Source organism: Leisingera aquaemixtae (assembly GCF_006740765.1).
GTDB classification, from domain to species: domain Bacteria; phylum Pseudomonadota; class Alphaproteobacteria; order Rhodobacterales; family Rhodobacteraceae; genus Leisingera; species Leisingera aquaemixtae.
On record NZ_CP041159.1, the window covers coordinates 887,459 to 902,591 of the forward strand.

A 15,133-nucleotide genomic window follows, 5' to 3' on the forward strand; every position below is an offset into this window, starting at 1 on the left:
CTTTCGTAACGTAACGTCAGCGGGAGGAAGGCCACACATGGCAGGGATTTCATTGGATCAGGCACGCACCATCATCCGGGCGGCGCTGGACAGCGGGCACGGGCGCAACTTGAAACCGCTGTCGGTGGTGGTGCTGGATGCCGGCGGCCACGTGCAGGCGTTCGAGCGCGAGGACGGTGCCGCGCCGGGCCGGTTTGCAATTGCCCACGGCAAGGCCTACGGCGCGGTGATGCTGGGCATGGCGGGCACCGCGCAGATGGCGCGGGCCGAAAGCCAGGCCTATTTCATGGCAGCGGTGAATGGGGTCTATGGCGGTCAGGTCGTGCCAGTGCCGGGCGGCGTGCTGGTCAGGGATGGCACTGGTGACGTGATCGGGGCGGTTGGCGTGACCGGCGACACCTCTGACAATGACGCGGCCGCTGCAATTGCCGGGATCGAATCCGCGGGGCTGCACGGCGAAATCTGAAATCAGCTCCCTCCCGCCGGGGCTGGAGGGAAGCTCGCTCAGGAGGCGGGAGGGAGCCCTGCTCCTGAAGCGGGAGGGGGGTCCGGCTTCAGGGCAGACGGCGCGCGCGCTTAGGGCAGCATGACGGCGTCGATCACATGAATGACGCCATTGGACGCTTCGATGTCCGCAGATGTGACCGTGGCGTCATTGATCTTGACCCCGCCGTCCATCGACACGGTGATCTCTTTGCCCATCACGGTTTCCGCGGTCATGCCGTCGCTCAGGTCCGACGACATCACCTTGCCCGGCACCACGTGGTAGGTGAGGATCTCTGTCAGCTGCGCGCGGTTTTCCGGCTTCAGCAGGGTTTCGACCGTGCCCTCCGGCAACGCCGCAAAGGCCTCATCGGTTGGTGCAAACACCGTGAAAGGTCCGTCGCCTTGCAGGGTGCCGACCAGATCGGCGGCGGTCAGTGCGGCGGTCAGGGTTTCGAACTGGCCGGCGGCGGTTGCGGTCGCGACGATATCCTTGGATCCGGCGGCAGCGTCCGAGGGCACCGACAGTCCGACGGCGATGGCAAGCGCAGTCAGGGGGAGGCGGTCAAAGAACATGGGGTTTCCTTTCTGTCAGGTGCCAGAGGAAGAGGGCAGGGCGGGCTGGCAGGGATAGCTTGACATGCAAAAAATTTGCATGAGATACACGTTTGTGTGAGGTGCATTATTTTTGCACCTGGGTAAAATGTTCCGCAGAGGTATTGCCCCGGAGGTCAAAACCATGAGCAAGCCCATGCTGTCCGAGACGCTGCAGGAAGGTTTGGAAGCCTACAGAATCGGCCCCAAGCTGCGCAGTCTGCGCCAGGGTAAGGACATGGGGCTGGCGCAGCTGGGCGAACACACCGGCCTGTCGGCGGCGATGCTGTCGCGGATCGAACGCGGGCAGGTGTTTCCGACTTTGGCGACCCTGCTGCGCGTCGCGATGGTGTTCGGGGTCGGGCTGGATCACTTCTTCGGCCCGGGTGAGGACGCGCCAATGCTGGAAGTGGTGCGGCAGCGGGACCGGCTGAAACTGGGCGACAAGACCAGCGGGCCGCTGTCCTACCTGTTCGAAAGCCTGGATTTCCCGGTGACCAAAAGCCGGTTCCAGTCCTATCTTGCGGAGTTTTCCGGCAACGGCGCCGAAAGCGCCCCCCACGCGCATCCGGGCGCGGAAATGATCTATGTGATCGAAGGACGGCTGGAGCTGGGCATTCACGGCCGCACCGAGGTGCTGGACAAGGGCGATGCGGTCTATTTCGACGCAGGCTTCGCCCACAGCTACCGCGCGGTGCCGGGGCAGCGGTGCCGCGCCGTGGTGGTGGTGTCGCGGGACGGCGCGCCGGACAGCCCGGCGGGCTGAACCGGGGCCGCTGACCGGCTGCTGACGCTGGGTTGTGCAGCTGTGAACACTGTGTTGATCTGCGCCGCCTGTTGAACCCTCGCAGTGTCAGGGCTAGGTTTTCTTTCAGAGCATGAATTTACGAGTGGATTATGACGCGACCCAAGGTTGGCATTATCGGCAACTCCTACCTGATCAACGATCAGTACCCCGTGCATGCGGGCGGCACGATGAATTCCGAGGCAATTGCCGAGGTTGCTGGCTGCATGCCGCTGATGATCCCCTCAGACCCGCGCTTTGTCACCGTTGAGGAGCTGCTGCACACGTTCGACGGCTTTCTGCTCACCGGCGGGCGGCCGAATGTGCACCCGCACGAATACGGCGAAGCAGAGACCGAGGCGCATGGCGCCTTTGACCGGGCGCGCGATGCTATCACCCTGCCGCTGATCCGCGCCTGTGCGGAGCGCGGCCAGCCGTTCCTGGGCATCTGTCGCGGCTTTCAGGAGGTTAACGTGGCGATGGGCGGCTCGCTGCACCCCGAGATCCGCGATCTGCCGGGCCGGATGAACCACCGGATGCCGCCGGACGGCACGCTGGAAGAGAAATTTGCCCTGCGCCACAGCGTCCGGTTCAGCGCGGGCGGTGTGTTCCACCGTCTGTTCGGCGCCGAGGAAGTGATGACCAACACCCTGCACGGCCAAGGCATCAAGCGCCCGGGCGCGCGGGTGGTGGTGGACGGGCAGGCCCCCGACGGCACCCCCGAGGCGATCTTTATCAAGGACGCGCCAGGTTTTACCCTGTCGGTGCAATGGCATCCGGAATGGGATGCCGCGAGCGATCCGGTGTCGCGCCCGCTGTTTGAGGCGTTCGGGGCCGCAGTGCGGACCTGGGCGGACGGCGGGGCACAGACCGGTTTTCAGAAATCTGCATAGATGCGTTTGGTTAAAAGGTTTGAGTATGAAAGGTGATGCGGAAGAGGGCGCGCCCCGCAGCGGGGGCCGCTACAAAATCCGGCAGTTCAGGGCAGACGATGCGGAGGACCTGGCGGAGGTGTTCCGCTCTGCGGTGCACGGCATCGCAAGCCGCTTCTACACGCCGGAGCAGATCAACGCCTGGTGCCCCGGCGCACCGCCGGCCGCGGCCATCGGGCAGAAGCTGTCGGACGGGCGGGCGGCCTGGGTGGCGGTGGATGAGGAGGGCGCGCCGGCGGCCTTCATCGACCTGGAAACCGATGGCCATATCGACATGCTGTTCTGCCACCCCCGCGCGGCCGGGCAGGGCGCCGCAGCGGCGCTTTACGGGCGGCTGGAGACGGCGGCGCTGCGCCAGGGGCTCAAGCTGCTTTATGTCGAGGCCAGCGAAGCCGCGCGCGGCTTTTTCGAGCGGCAGGGCTTTGCCGTGGACCGCCGCCGCGAGTTTGAGCGCAGTGGTGTGAAACTCCACAACTACCGGATGGCCAAGATCCTGGGCTGAGCTGGCCGCGCGGCCAGCGGGGGCTGGCTGCGGCTGCGTTCAGGCCAGCAGATCGAAGTCCCGCGCCAGCGGCAGCCGCCGCGCCCGCTTGCCGGTGAGGTCGAACAGCGCGTTTGCCAGGGCCGGGGCCGCGGGCGGCGTGCCGGGCTCGCCCGCGCCGCCGATATGCGGCTGCTCCTCCAGAATGCGCACCTCCACCTCAGGCATCGTATGCATGCGGATGGCGTCGTAATCGGGGAAATTCACCTGCTCCGCAGCGCCATCGGCAAAGGTGATTTCTCCGAACATCGCTGCCGACAGCCCATAGGCCATGCCGCCAAACATCTGCGCCTCCAGGTTCCGCGGGTCCAGCGCAACCCCAAGGTCAGCGGCGATCCAGGCTTTGCGGAGCCGGATCAGCCCGTCGTCCTCTGCGACTTCGATAACCTGCGCCACCGGAGTGCCGAAGCTATAGGTCATGGCAACACCGCGGCCCACGCCCTCCGGCGTCGTGCCGGTCCAGCCGGACATCTCCCGGACCGACTCCAGCACCTTGGCGGCGGGGGCCCATTCCTCGCGCGCCAGTTCAAGGCGGAACGCCAGCGGGTCGGCGCCCGCCGCATGGGCCAGCTCGTCCACAAAGCTCTCCATGAAAAAGCCGTTGATCGACGCGCCGACGGAACGCCAGAAACCCACCGGGATTTGCAGGTCCGCTGCATAGCCGCGGATGCGGTAATTCGGGATAGCGTAGGGCTGGTTGAAGGCGCCGTCGGTCAGGGCGGCGTCCGGGCCGCTGGGCGGCAGGCCGATCCAGCGCTTCATCGCCTGCGCGGTCGGCGACTGGCCGGCAATCTGCCCGTCCAGCAGCAGCGCCTTGCCGTCCTTCACCGCACCGCGGAACCGCGCCACTGAGGCCGGGCGGTAGAAATCATGGGTCATGTCCTCCTCGCGGCTCCAGGTCAGCTGCACCGGGGTGCCCGGCATCTGCCCGGCCAGGCGCGCGGCATAGACGGCAAAGTCGGCCTCGCCCCGGCGCCCGAAGCCGCCGCCCATCAGGGTGGTGTTCACCTCCACCTGCTCCGGTGCGATCCCCAGTGCCTTGGCGCAGTGATCCCGCACCAGCATCGGCCCCTGGCTGCCGCACCAGATCTGCAGGCGGGAGCCATCGAACAGCGCAGTGGCGTTGAGCGGCTCCATGGTGGCATGCGCCAGATAGGGCGCCTCGTAGTCCGCCGTTACCTCCTGCGCGCCGTCCGGCAGGGTCTCGGCGTCGCCGTCATCGCGCAGAGTGGAGTTCGGCCTGGCCTCAAACGCCGCGCGGATTGCGGCGGAGATGTCTTCCTGGCTGGCCGGGATGGGGGCTGCCCCCCAGTCGAATTCGATCGCTTCCAGTGCCTGGATCGCCAGCCAAGTGTTGCGGCCGACAGCGGCAACCGCATCGCCAAGATCCGCGACCCGTTCGATGCCCGGCATTCGCAGGGCAGTGGCGGCGTCAAAGCCCTTCATCGCGCCGCCCAGATGCGGGTTCGCCTTGAGGGCCGCGAACTTCATGCCGGGCAGGCGCACATCAATGCCGAACTGCGCGGTGCCGGTGGCCTTGCCCGCCATGTCCACCCGCGGCTGGGACGTGCCCAGCAGCCGCCATTCGCTGCGCGGGCGCAGGGGCGCGTCCACCGGCTCCAGCCGGGCCGCATCTGCTGCCAGCTCGGTATAGGCGATCTCCGCGCCATCCGGCGCGACCACGGTGCCGTCCTTGGTGCTAAGCTGGCCGCGGCTGACGCCCAGGCGCTGGGCTGCGGCCTCCTTCAGCGTCTCGCGGGCTGAGGCACCGGCCAGCCGCATCCGCTCAAACCCGTCTTTCATCGAGGTCGAGCCGCCGGTCACCTGCAGATCCAGCAGCTTGCCCGCCTGGCCCAGCAGTTCGCCCAGAGAGTGCATGAACCTGGACTTGTCATAGCCGGTGCTCGGCAGCGCCTCGCTCATCAGGGCAGAGTTGTAATAGGCCTTGGCGGCGGGGCCGTGCAGCACCTCCACCTGCTCCAGCGTCACGTCCAGCTCCTCGGCGATCAGCGCGGCCCAGGTTGTATGCACGCCCTGGCCCATCTCGGCGCGCGGGGCGATCAGGGTGATCTTCCGGTCCGAGATCATCACAAACGGGTTGAACGCCACTTCCCCGTCGCCCGGTTGCAGCGGGTTCGGGGCAGGGCGGCTGACGTAATAGGCGCCAAAGGCAACCCCGCCAACGATGGCGGCGGACCCGATCAGGAAGGAGCGGCGGGCGATTTTCTTGAAGCTGGCCATCGGTTACGCCTCCTGCATCTTCTGGGCGGCGGCGTGAATGGCGGCGCGGATCCGCGGGTAGGTGCCGCAGCGGCACAGGTTGCCTTGCATCGCCTCGTCAATTTCCGCATCTGAGGGGGCCGGGTTTTCCGCCAACAGGCTGGCCGCCTGCATGATCTGGCCGGACTGGCAATAACCGCATTGCGCCACCTGATGCTCCACCCAGGCCTGCTGGATCGCGGCCATGGCATCCGGGGTGCCAAGGCCCTCGATCGTGGTCACCTCGCCCCAGACATCCGACAACGCCACCTGGCAGGAGCGCACGGCCTCGCCGCCGATATGCACGGTGCAGGCGCCGCAGGCGGCCACGCCGCAGCCGAACTTGGTGCCGGTGAGGCCGACCTCATCGCGCAGCACCCACAGCAGGGGGACATCATCAGGCAGGTCCACCTGATGGGATTTTCCGTTGATGCGAAGCGTGGTGGACATGGCCTGTCTTCCTCTGCTGGGATGCTGACAAATGTAATCGAAAGTGTCAGAATGTCAATTGACATTTTTTGCAATTTCTGTCAGAGGCTGAACCATGAACATGGCAGGCATTGATCCAAAACAGCAGGCAATCCTTGAGGCCGCCTGGGCGGCCTTCTCCGCCTATGGGTTCCGCAAGACCTCGATGGACGACATTGCCAAGGGGGCAGGCATGTCGCGCCCTGCCCTCTATCTGCATTTCAAAAACAAGGAAGCGATCTTCCGGGCGCTTGTGGCCGTGTATTACGGCAATGCGGCAGAGAACGTCCGGGCCGGGCTGGCCTCGCATGGCACCCTGTCCGACCGTCTGCTGGCCGCCTTTCAGGGGCAGGGCGGCGAAGCGATCGAGTCGATGATGGCCTCGCCGCACGGGATGGAGCTGTTCGAGGTCACCAAGAGCGTCGCGGGTGAGGAGATCGAAGCGGGCGAGGCGGCTTTGTGCGGGCTTTACGCCGCCTGGCTGCAGCAGCAGGCAGAGGCCGGGCAGGCGGCGCTGCCCGGGGATGCCGGCGTGATCGCCCGGACGGTGTGCGCGTCCCTCAAAGGCATCAAGCAAACCGCCGGCGATTTTGCCGCCTATCAGGCCGGGGTGCGCCAGCTGGCGGCCCTCGTCGGGGCCGGGCTGACGCCGCGCTGAAGGGGCGGGCCGGACGCGCCTGACCGCGCGTTCCTTACAGTTCGGTGCGCAGGTGCCAGAGCTCGGGGAACAGCTCCACTTCCAGCATCCGTTTCAGATAGCTGACGCCGCCGGTGCCGCCGGTGCCGCGCTTGAAGCCGATGACGCGCTCCACCGTGGTCACGTGGTTGAAGCGCCAGCGGCGGAAGTAGTCCTCGAAATCCACCAGCTTCTCGGCCAGCTCATACAGCTCCCAATGGGTTTCGGTGTCGCGGTAGACTTCGGTCCAGGCGGCCTGCACGGCCTCATGCGGCACATAGGCTTCGGACACATCCCGGTTCAGCACTTCGTCCGGCAACGGGAAACGTTGCGACAGAGCTTTCAAAGCCACGTCGTAGAGCGACGGCTGTGCCAGCTCGGCTTCCAGCAGGGCCAGGATGTCCGGACGGTGGGAGTGCGGGCGCAGCATCGCCTTGTTGCGGTTGCCCAGCATGAATTCGATCTGCCGGTACTGGTGCGACTGAAAGCCGGAGCTTTGGCCCAGCTCATCCCGGAACGCTGTGTAATCCGAGGGCGTCATGGTGCGCAGAACGTCCCAGGCGGAGTTCAGCTGCTCAAAGATGCGCGCCACGCGGGCCAGCATCTTGAATGCATGGTGCGCCTTGCCGGCCAGCAGCTGTTCGCGGGCGGCGGTCAGTTCGTGAATGGCCAGCCGCATCCACAGCTCAGAGGTCTGGTGCTGGATGATGAACAGCATCTCGTCATGGGTATCGGTCCATGTCTTTTGCGCATTCAGCAGCATGTCGAGCGACAGGTAATCGCCATAGGACATGCGCCCGTCAAAGGACATCTGGGCGCCGTCGTCGGCGGGATCATAGGGTTGGGTCATCGTAGCGTTCCTTTTCCTTAGGGCAGTATATGTCAGGGAAAGGAATGCGTCCTCCGGTTCAGGGTGCCGCACTGGGCCAGGCGGCGCCACAGCGCGACCCAGCCCGCCGGGCGGCAAAGCGGCAGGTGATATGAGCGGGTGCGGCGCATCAGGTGACCGCGTGGCGGACCATGTATTCCGGGCGGTCCCACGAAGCGTTTGCCATCACATCGGCGATGATCTCCACCGCTGCGCGCACGTCGCCCTCGTCGATGTAGAGCGGGGTAAAGCCGAAGCGCATGATGTCCGGCGCCCGGAAGTCGCCGATCACGCCGCGGGCAATCAGCGCCTGCATCGCGGCATAGCCCTCGTCGAATTTGAACGACACCTGGCTGCCGCGGAACGCCGGATCGCGGGGCGAGGCCAGTTCAAGCTGCGGGCAGGTCCGTTCCACCCCGGCGATGAACAGATCGCACAGTTCGATGGACTTGGCGCGCACGCTGTCCATGTCCGCCTTGTCCCAGATGTCCATCGCCGCCTCCAGCGCGGTCAGCTGCAGGATCGGCGGGGTGCCGACCCGCATCCGGTCGATGCCGCTGCCGGGCCGGTAGTCGAGGTCAAAAGCAAAGGGGGCTTCATGTCCCAGCCAGCCCGACAGGGCGGGGCGGGCGGTCTCTGCGTGACGCGGCGAGACATAGATGAAGGCCGGCGCGCCGGGGCCGCCATTGAGGTATTTGTAGGTGCAGCCGACCGCGAAATCCGCGCGGCACCCGGCCAGATCCACCGGAATGGCACCTGCCGAATGGGCCAGATCCCAGACCGTCAGCACGCCATGGGCATGGGCCTTTTCGGTCAGCGCCTTCATGTCGTGCTTGCGGCCGGTGCGGTAATCCACCTCGGTGATCATCAGCACCGCGATTTCCTCGGTGATAGCATCCTCGACCGCCTCCGGGTCGACCACCCGCAGCTCATAGTCCGGCCCCAGCGATTTCAGCAGCCCGCTGGCCATGTAGAGGTCGGTTGGAAAGTTGCCATTGTCCGACAGCACCACCTTGCGGCCCGGATTCAGCTCCAGCGCTGAGGCAACCGCCTGGTAGACCTTGATCGACAGCGTGTCGCCCATCACCACATGGCCCGGCTCCGCCCCGATCAGCCGCCCGATCCGGTCCCCCAGCGCCTTGGGCTTGTCCATCCAGCCGGCCTTGTTCCAGCCGGTGATCAGCATCTGCCCCCATTCGTCCTGCATCATCGCACCGACGCGCTCCTTTGCAGCGCGCGGCAGCGGACCCAGCGAGTTCCCGTCCAGATAAATCACGCCCTCAGGCAGGTCGAACATCGCCTTGGTTGCGGCAAAATCGGTCATCGGGGCCTCGCGTGCAGTGGGTATTTTAAGCTTGAAGCTTTCCGCGAGTGCTACCGCATCCGCGCCTTTCTGTCCAGTGCCTAGGGCTTGGCCGGCTGCGGGTCCGGGATACCCAGCTCGGCGCGCTTCTTTTTGGACAGATTCGCAGTGACCATCTGATAGGACAGGGTGATCTGTTCCTCAAGCTCCGCGGCGGTGAGGCCATTGTCGTCAAATTGCTGCAGCCATTTCATTCCGCGCGAGGCCAGATAGGGCGCCGGGCGGATGCCGGGGCGCTCCTGCAGCACTTCAAAGGCAATATCGCCGGCTTTGAAGGTGAAGGCATCCCTGCCGTCAGCCCAGCCGCAGACCGCAAACAGCTTGCCGCCCGCCTTCCAGACGTCCGAATTGCCCCATTGCACTACGTGCTCCGCCGCCGGAAAGGTGGCGCAGAAGACGTTGAAAGCCTCCCGGTCCATCAGGTCTGCCCGCCTGCGATTTCAATGCACTGCCCGTTCACCGACCCCGACCCGGGCCCGCACAGCCACAGCGCAGCGGCTGCGACCTCGCTGGGCTCGATCAGCCGCTTGTGGCGGTTGGCGTTCACCATCACGTCCATCGCCTCCACCGCGCTGATGCCTGCGCGCTGCGAGATCGCGGTAACATTGCGCTCGACAATCGGGGTGTCGACATAGCCGGGGCACAGCGCGTTGAAGGTGAACGGCGTCCCCAGGTAGTCCTCGCTCAGCGCCCGGGTCAGCCCGATCATCCCGTGTTTGCTGGCAGAGTAGCAGGCAGCCCCCTTCAGCCCCCGCAGCCCGGCGATGGAGGACACGGTGATCACCCGACCCCAGTCGGTCTGCCGCATCGACTTGAAACACTCCCGGATCGTCAGAAAGGCACCGTCCAGGTTGGTCGCCATCATGTTGCGCCAAAACTCCATCGAGGTCTTGTGCAGCGCAGCACCCTCCGCAACGCCTGCATTGGCCACGCAGATCTGTACCGGCCCGCGCGCGGCCACCGCGGCGTCCACCTTGGCCGCGACGTCCTCCTCTATGCGCACATCCATCGCCATCGGATGCAGGCCCTGCGTCGCAACCTCCTCCAGAACCTCGTGCCTGCGCCCGGTGATGGTGACTTGCGCGCCCTCAGCGGCCAGAGCCTGTGCAATCGCCAGCCCGATCCCGGTGCCGCCGCCCGTGACCAGCGCGTGTTTGCCTTCCAGTGTCATATTCCCGGACCTCCCTGTTTGCAGGCAGCCTAACCGGGCTGGTGCCTCTGGCAACCCCGCCGTGCCGTCAGGACGCACACGCAGGGCGTTTACAGTCATATTCACATGTGTGAATGTCGCTTCAGACCTTCAGGGAGATTTCCGATGAAAGCCATTGCCGCCCTCAGCGCCGCCTTGCTGATGCCCCTTGCCGCCCATGCCAGCGAGGACATTGCCGACCAGTACCCGCAGTCCGAGCTTTACTCCAAACCGGTGGAGGTCATCCCGCATGTCTTCTCCGCCATCGGCGCCACCGCGCCGCCGACCTATGAAAACGCAGGCCATAACAACAACCTCTCCTTCATCGTGACCTCCGAAGGCGTGGTGGTGATAAATGCCGGTGCCTCTGATGCGCTCGCTAAGGCGCTGCACGACGAAATCAAGCAGGTGACGGATCAGCCGGTGGTGCTGGTGATCAACGAAAACGGGCAGGGCCATGCCATGCTCGGCAACGGCTACTGGCGGGATCAGGGGGTGGATGTGCTGGCCCATGCCGAGGCGATTGCCGAGACGCAGGAAAACAGCGACCTGATCCTGCAGCGGATGCGCGGCTACAACAAGGACCGGGCCGGGGAGACGCGGGTGGAACACGCCAACCTGTCGTTCGAGGACCGCTATGACCTCTCCCTGGGCGGGGTGGAGATGCAGGTGCTGCACCTGGGGCCGGCGCATGACCCGGGCGACATTCAGGTCTGGATCCCCGCGTGGGATCTGCTGATTGCCGGCGACATCGCCTTTCACGAACGCATGCTGCCCATCTTTCCGCACACTTGCACCAAATGCTGGATCGAAACCTGGCAGGACAAGCTGAAGCCGCTTGACCCCGCCTATGTGATCCCGGGCCACGGCCACCCGACCAATTTGCCGCAGGTGCGCCGTTACACGCTCGACTACCTGACGGATCTGCGGGCCAAGGTCGGCGCCCACATCGAGGCGGGCGGAGACCTCGCCAGCGCTTACTATGTTGACCAGGAGCAGTGGAAGTCCCTCGATACCTTCGAAGAGCTGGCGACCAAGAACGCGGGCCGGGTTTTTGAGGAAATGGAGTGGGAGTGAGCCGGCCCCGCTGCGGTACACAAAAATATACTTAGGCAAACCGGTGAATTTGTGCAGGATCATGCCGCAAGCCGGAACGGATTCGTCGTTTCTGCGGCACGAGGGGCATTTTGTCCTTTTCTAACAGTCCCGGCCGAACCGGTCTGGACGGCCAGGACGGATAAGGGAAAACTGCCCGCGATGTGCATGAATTCCGGACATATTCTGCAAGGAGGCGGGGCCTGATGCGGTGGCTGGATGTGCCGCCTGTGTGGCTTGCGGGCGGTGTGCTGATCGCATGGCTGCAAGCGCGGCTTTTTTCGCTCGGACTCTCTTTCGGCGGCGCCTGGGCAGAGTTTCTGGGCGGCGTCCTCCTGGGCGGCGGCCTGTTGCTGGCTTTGCTCGCCATCACCGAGATGCGGCGGCAAAAGACCACGGTCCTGCCGCACCAGACGCCCAGCCGCCTGGTGCAGTCGGGCATTTTCAGCCGCAGCCGCAACCCGATCTACCTGGGCGATGTGCTGATCCTGGCGGGTCTCATCCTCTGGTTCGACGCGGTGCTGTCGCTGCCGCTGATCCCGGTTTTCCTCTGGCTGCTGGAGAAACGCTTTGTCATCCCGGAAGAGGACAGGATGCGCCGGACGTTCCGCGCCGACTGGGCCCGGTACGAGCGGAAAGTGCGCCGCTGGATCTGACCGGAACGCGGCGTTGCGGCATGACTTTGCGGCAACGCAGCAAAATCCTTGCGCAATAATCTTGCGCATTGTAGAGAAAATCATTGTGATCCGTACCCAGAGGATGCTGGCACGGGCAGGACGAGGGGGACCGACAAGGTGAAAATAGGAACACCAAAAGAAACTTATGCGGGTGAAAACCGCGTTGCGATGACGCCGGAGTCTGCGGTTCAGCTGCAGAAGCTGGGCTATGACTGCGCGATCGAGACGGGGGCCGGGGCGGCGGCGGGGTTTTCCGATGCCGCTTATGAAGCCGCCGGGGTCGAGATCCTCAAGACACCGGCCGCGCTGTGGAAGGCCGCCGATATCATCGCCAAGGTGCGCCAGCCGGATGCCGCCGAGCTGAAGCGGCTGGCCAAGGGCAAGACGCTGATCTCCTTCTTCAATCCGGCCGGAAACGAAGACGGCATGGCGCTCGCCAAGGCCAAGGGCGCCAATGTGATCGCCATGGAAATGGTGCCGCGAATCTCCCGCGCGCAGAAGATGGATGCGCTCAGCTCCATGGCCAATATCGCGGGCTACCGCGCGGTGATCGAGGCAGGCAACAACTTCGGCCGCTTCTTCACCGGCCAGATCACCGCCGCAGGCAAGGTGCCGCCCGCCAAGGTGCTGGTGGTCGGCGCCGGTGTGGCAGGGCTTGCCGCCATCGGCACCTCCACCTCGCTTGGCGCGGTGACCTATGCCTTCGACGTGCGGCCCGAAGTGGCCGAGCAGGTGGAATCGATGGGCGCCGAGTTCGTCTATCTCGACTTCGAGGAGGACCAGCAGGACGGCGCCGCCACCGGCGGCTATGCGGCTGTTTCTTCTCCGGAATTCCGCGAAGCGCAACTGGCTAAGTTCCGCGAGCTGGCGCCGGAGATGGACATCGTCATCACCACCGCGCTGATCCCGAACCGCGACGCGCCCAAGCTGTGGCTTGCCGACATGGTCGCGGCGATGAAGCCCGGATCGGTCATCGTCGACCTGGCCGCCGAGCGCGGCGGCAATGTGGAAGGCACCGTGAAGGACGAGAAGGTGGTGACGGACAACGGCGTCACCATCATCGGCTACACCGACTTCCCCAGCCGGATGGCGGCGCAGGCCTCCAGCCTTTATGCCACCAACATCCGCCACATGATGACGGACCTCACGCCGGACAAGGACGGCCAGGTCAACCACAACATGGAGGACGACGTGATCCGCGGCGCCACCGTGGCGTTTGAGGGCGAGATCACCTTCCCGCCGCCGCCGCCCAAGGTGCAGGCGATTGCGGCCAAGCCCAAGGAGACGGTGCCGGAGCTGACGCCGGAGGAAAAACGCGCCAAGGAGGTTGCGGCCTTCAAGGCGCAGACCAGGAGCCAGGTCACGCTGCTGGCCGGGGGCGGTGCGCTCCTGTTGCTGGTGGGCCTGTTTGCGCCGGTCAGCTTCATGCAGCATTTCATCGTCTTTGCGCTGGCCTGTTTCGTGGGCTTCCAGGTGATCTGGGGCGTCGCGCACTCGTTGCACACGCCGCTGATGGCGGTCACCAACGCGATCTCCTCGATCATCATCCTGGGCGCCTTGATGCAGATCGGCTCCGGCTCGTTCCTGGTGATCCTGCTCGCCGCGCTCAGCGTCTTCATGGCCGGGATCAACATCTTCGGCGGCTTCCTCGTCACCCGGCGCATGCTTGCCATGTTCCAGAAATCTTAAAGAAGGGCCGAGTTCATGGATTACGGTTTCACCACCGCCGCCTATGTCGTTGCGGCTGTTCTGTTCATCCTCAGCCTCGGCGGGCTGTCCAACCAGGAAAGCGCCAAACGCGCGGTCTGGTACGGCATCGCGGGTATGGGTCTGGCGGTTTTTGCCACCCTGATCGGCCCCGGCTCGGGCCTGTGGCTGCTGTCGCTGCTGCTGATCGCGGGCGGCGGCATCATCGGCACCTATGTCGCCAAGAAGGTGCAGATGACCGAGATGCCGCAGCTGGTTGCCGCGATGCACTCGCTGGTCGGCCTGGCCGCGGTCTTTGTCGGCTTCATCGCGCATTTCGAAATCGGAAATGTGGCGGCGGCCGCCAGCACCGAGGACCTCGGCACCTTCGCCAAGCTCATTGCCAAGAAAACCCCGGCGGAGATCGCCTTCCTGCGGGTTGAACTCTTCCTCGGCATCTTCATCGGCGCCATCACCTTCACCGGGTCTGTCATTGCCTTCGGCAAGCTGGCGGGCAAGGTGACCTCGGCGGCCACCAAGCTGCCGGGCGGCCACATGCTGAACGCCGGCGCCGCGGGCCTCTCCTTGCTCTGCCTGATCTGGTACTTCAACACCGGCGGCTTCCTGCCCCTCGTGCTGATGACGCTGGCGGCGCTGTTCATCGGCTACCACCTGATCATGGGCATCGGCGGCGCCGACATGCCGGTGGTGGTGTCGATGCTGAACAGCTACTCCGGCTGGGCCGCGGCCGCCATCGGCTTCAGCTTGGGCAATGACCTCCTGATCGTGGTCGGCGCGCTGGTGGGCTCTTCCGGTGCGATCCTCAGCTACATCATGTGCAAGGCGATGAACCGCTCCTTTGTCAGCGTGATCCTGGGCGGCTTCGGCGGCACCTCCGGTCCGGCGATGGAGATCGACGGCGAGCAGATCGCCATCGACGCCGACGGCGTGGCGGCGGCGCTGGAGGAGGCCGACAGCGTGGTGATCATCCCCGGCTACGGCATGGCGGTGGCGCAGGCGCAGCAGAACGTCGCCGAACTGACCCGCCGCCTGCGGGCCAAGGGCAAGAACGTGCGCTTTGCGATCCACCCGGTCGCAGGCCGCCTGCCGGGCCACATGAACGTGCTCTTGGCCGAAGCGAAAGTGCCTTACGACATCGTGCTGGAAATGGACGAGATCAACGAGGATTTCCCGGACACGGATGTGGCCATCGTGATCGGCTCCAACGACATCGTGAACCCGGCGGCGCAGGAGGACCCCAACTCCCCCATCGCGGGCATGCCGGTGCTGGAATGCTGGAAGGCGAAACAGGTGTTTGTCTCCAAACGCGGCCAGGGCACGGGGTACTCGGGCATCGAGAACCCGCTGTTCTTCAAGGAAAACACCCGCATGTTCTATGGCGATGCAAAGCAGAGCCTCGATACGCTGCTGGGCCTGATCCAGTAGGTCAATGCTCAACAAGACAGGGAAAGGCGCTCCAACCGGGGCGCCTTCTCAATTTCCGGACCCTTCTTCTGG

General features: G+C 65.1%; 16 protein-coding genes. 9 read left to right on the forward strand and 7 right to left on the reverse strand.

Annotation, left to right across the window (positions count from 1 at the left end):
• Positions 1–37: 37 nt before the first annotated feature.
• Entirely contained in the window at positions 38–466 is a 429-nt protein-coding gene (locus R2C4_RS05985; protein ID WP_141889962.1) for a GlcG/HbpS family heme-binding protein, read from the forward strand.
• A gap of 110 nt (positions 467–576) precedes the next feature.
• Here the strand turns inward: R2C4_RS05985 and R2C4_RS05990 are convergent, their stop codons facing one another.
• Entirely contained in the window at positions 577–1,059 is a 483-nt protein-coding gene (locus R2C4_RS05990) for a fasciclin domain-containing protein (protein WP_141889963.1), read from the reverse strand.
• 163 nt (positions 1,060–1,222) lie between these two features.
• Between R2C4_RS05990 and R2C4_RS05995 the strand changes: the two genes are divergently transcribed.
• The 3 genes from R2C4_RS05995 (at position 1,223) to R2C4_RS06005 (ending at position 3,295) form a co-directional block, all read left to right on the forward strand.
• Positions 1,223–1,843, forward strand: a complete 621-nt coding sequence (locus R2C4_RS05995) for a helix-turn-helix domain-containing protein (protein ID WP_244940787.1) — start codon at positions 1,223–1,225, stop codon at positions 1,841–1,843.
• Positions 1,844–1,974: 131 nt separating this feature from the next.
• Positions 1,975–2,754, forward strand: coding sequence for a gamma-glutamyl-gamma-aminobutyrate hydrolase family protein (locus R2C4_RS06000; RefSeq protein WP_141889965.1), 780 nt, complete (start codon positions 1,975–1,977; stop codon positions 2,752–2,754).
• 25 nt (positions 2,755–2,779) lie between these two features.
• Complete coding sequence (locus R2C4_RS06005; RefSeq protein ID WP_141889966.1) at positions 2,780–3,295, forward strand: GNAT family N-acetyltransferase; 516 nt, start codon at positions 2,780–2,782, stop codon at positions 3,293–3,295.
• Positions 3,296–3,334: 39 nt separating this feature from the next.
• Here R2C4_RS06005 and R2C4_RS06010 read toward each other — a convergent pair whose 3' ends face one another.
• Together R2C4_RS06010 and R2C4_RS06015 are read right to left on the reverse strand one after the other, a co-directional pair.
• The gene (locus tag R2C4_RS06010) at positions 3,335–5,575 is read right to left on the reverse strand and encodes a xanthine dehydrogenase family protein molybdopterin-binding subunit (RefSeq protein WP_141889967.1); all 2,241 of its coding nucleotides are present in this window, start codon (positions 5,573–5,575) and stop codon (positions 3,335–3,337) included.
• Positions 5,576–5,578: 3 nt separating this feature from the next.
• On the reverse strand, positions 5,579–6,043 hold the full coding sequence (locus tag R2C4_RS06015) for a (2Fe-2S)-binding protein (RefSeq protein ID WP_141889968.1): 465 nt from the start codon (positions 6,041–6,043) through the stop codon (positions 5,579–5,581).
• Between the two features lie 94 nt (positions 6,044–6,137).
• On the opposite strand from R2C4_RS06015, the gene R2C4_RS06020 reads away from it, so the two are divergent.
• Positions 6,138–6,719 carry a TetR/AcrR family transcriptional regulator gene (locus R2C4_RS06020; protein ID WP_141889969.1) on the forward strand — a complete coding sequence of 194 codons (582 nt, stop codon included), beginning with the start codon at positions 6,138–6,140 and terminating at the stop codon, positions 6,717–6,719.
• 34 nt (positions 6,720–6,753) lie between these two features.
• On the opposite strand, the gene kynA is transcribed toward R2C4_RS06020, so the two are convergent.
• The 4 genes from kynA to R2C4_RS06040 all read right to left on the reverse strand — a co-directional run bounded on the left by kynA (position 6,754) and on the right by R2C4_RS06040 (position 10,139).
• Positions 6,754–7,587: a tryptophan 2,3-dioxygenase gene (gene kynA / locus R2C4_RS06025; RefSeq protein ID WP_141889970.1), complete on the reverse strand. Its 834-nt coding sequence runs from the start codon at positions 7,585–7,587 to the stop codon at positions 6,754–6,756.
• A gap of 148 nt (positions 7,588–7,735) precedes the next feature.
• Entirely contained in the window at positions 7,736–8,929 is a 1,194-nt protein-coding gene (gene kynU / locus R2C4_RS06030; RefSeq protein WP_141889971.1) for a kynureninase, read from the reverse strand.
• Between the two features lie 80 nt (positions 8,930–9,009).
• Positions 9,010–9,387 (reverse strand): MmcQ/YjbR family DNA-binding protein, encoded by a 378-nt coding sequence (locus R2C4_RS06035; protein ID WP_141889972.1) that lies wholly within the window; start codon positions 9,385–9,387, stop codon positions 9,010–9,012.
• Positions 9,387–10,139, reverse strand: a complete 753-nt coding sequence (locus R2C4_RS06040) for an SDR family NAD(P)-dependent oxidoreductase (protein ID WP_141889973.1) — start codon at positions 10,137–10,139, stop codon at positions 9,387–9,389. The genes R2C4_RS06035 and R2C4_RS06040 overlap by 1 nt, the downstream gene beginning before the upstream one ends.
• A 144-nt stretch (positions 10,140–10,283) precedes the next feature.
• Between R2C4_RS06040 and R2C4_RS06045 the strand changes: the two genes are divergently transcribed.
• The 4 genes from R2C4_RS06045 to R2C4_RS06060 all read left to right on the forward strand — a co-directional run bounded on the left by R2C4_RS06045 (position 10,284) and on the right by R2C4_RS06060 (position 15,061).
• The gene (locus tag R2C4_RS06045) at positions 10,284–11,234 is read left to right on the forward strand and encodes an MBL fold metallo-hydrolase (RefSeq protein ID WP_141889974.1); all 951 of its coding nucleotides are present in this window, start codon (positions 10,284–10,286) and stop codon (positions 11,232–11,234) included.
• Between the two features lie 224 nt (positions 11,235–11,458).
• On the forward strand, positions 11,459–11,908 hold the full coding sequence (locus tag R2C4_RS06050) for a methyltransferase family protein (protein ID WP_141889975.1): 450 nt from the start codon (positions 11,459–11,461) through the stop codon (positions 11,906–11,908).
• Positions 11,909–12,046: 138 nt separating this feature from the next.
• The gene (locus R2C4_RS06055; protein ID WP_141889976.1) at positions 12,047–13,618 is read left to right on the forward strand and encodes a Re/Si-specific NAD(P)(+) transhydrogenase subunit alpha; all 1,572 of its coding nucleotides are present in this window, start codon (positions 12,047–12,049) and stop codon (positions 13,616–13,618) included.
• 15 nt (positions 13,619–13,633) lie between these two features.
• Positions 13,634–15,061: an NAD(P)(+) transhydrogenase (Re/Si-specific) subunit beta gene (locus tag R2C4_RS06060; RefSeq protein ID WP_141889977.1), complete on the forward strand. Its 1,428-nt coding sequence runs from the start codon at positions 13,634–13,636 to the stop codon at positions 15,059–15,061.
• The last annotated feature ends 72 nt before the right edge of the window (positions 15,062–15,133 follow it).

Excerpts from the sequence above, each read along its gene's own strand:
- R2C4_RS05985 (WP_141889962.1), top strand. The coding sequence starts at position 38 with ATGGCAGGGATTTCATTGGATCAGGCACGCACCATCATCCGGGCGGCG.
- R2C4_RS05990 (WP_141889963.1), bottom strand. The coding sequence starts at position 1,059 with ATGTTCTTTGACCGCCTCCCCCTGACTGCGCTTGCCATCGCCGTCGGA.
- R2C4_RS05995 (WP_244940787.1), top strand. The coding sequence starts at position 1,223 with ATGAGCAAGCCCATGCTGTCCGAGACGCTGCAGGAAGGTTTGGAAGCC.
- R2C4_RS06000 (WP_141889965.1), top strand. The coding sequence starts at position 1,975 with ATGACGCGACCCAAGGTTGGCATTATCGGCAACTCCTACCTGATCAAC.
- R2C4_RS06005 (WP_141889966.1), top strand. The coding sequence starts at position 2,780 with ATGAAAGGTGATGCGGAAGAGGGCGCGCCCCGCAGCGGGGGCCGCTAC.
- R2C4_RS06010 (WP_141889967.1), bottom strand. The coding sequence starts at position 5,575 with ATGGCCAGCTTCAAGAAAATCGCCCGCCGCTCCTTCCTGATCGGGTCC.
- R2C4_RS06015 (WP_141889968.1), bottom strand. The coding sequence starts at position 6,043 with ATGTCCACCACGCTTCGCATCAACGGAAAATCCCATCAGGTGGACCTG.
- R2C4_RS06020 (WP_141889969.1), top strand. The coding sequence starts at position 6,138 with ATGAACATGGCAGGCATTGATCCAAAACAGCAGGCAATCCTTGAGGCC.
- kynA (WP_141889970.1), bottom strand. The coding sequence starts at position 7,587 with ATGACCCAACCCTATGATCCCGCCGACGACGGCGCCCAGATGTCCTTT.
- kynU (WP_141889971.1), bottom strand. The coding sequence starts at position 8,929 with ATGACCGATTTTGCCGCAACCAAGGCGATGTTCGACCTGCCTGAGGGC.
- R2C4_RS06035 (WP_141889972.1), bottom strand. The coding sequence starts at position 9,387 with ATGGACCGGGAGGCTTTCAACGTCTTCTGCGCCACCTTTCCGGCGGCG.
- R2C4_RS06040 (WP_141889973.1), bottom strand. The coding sequence starts at position 10,139 with ATGACACTGGAAGGCAAACACGCGCTGGTCACGGGCGGCGGCACCGGG.
- R2C4_RS06045 (WP_141889974.1), top strand. The coding sequence starts at position 10,284 with ATGAAAGCCATTGCCGCCCTCAGCGCCGCCTTGCTGATGCCCCTTGCC.
- R2C4_RS06050 (WP_141889975.1), top strand. The coding sequence starts at position 11,459 with ATGCGGTGGCTGGATGTGCCGCCTGTGTGGCTTGCGGGCGGTGTGCTG.
- R2C4_RS06060 (WP_141889977.1), top strand. The coding sequence starts at position 13,634 with ATGGATTACGGTTTCACCACCGCCGCCTATGTCGTTGCGGCTGTTCTG.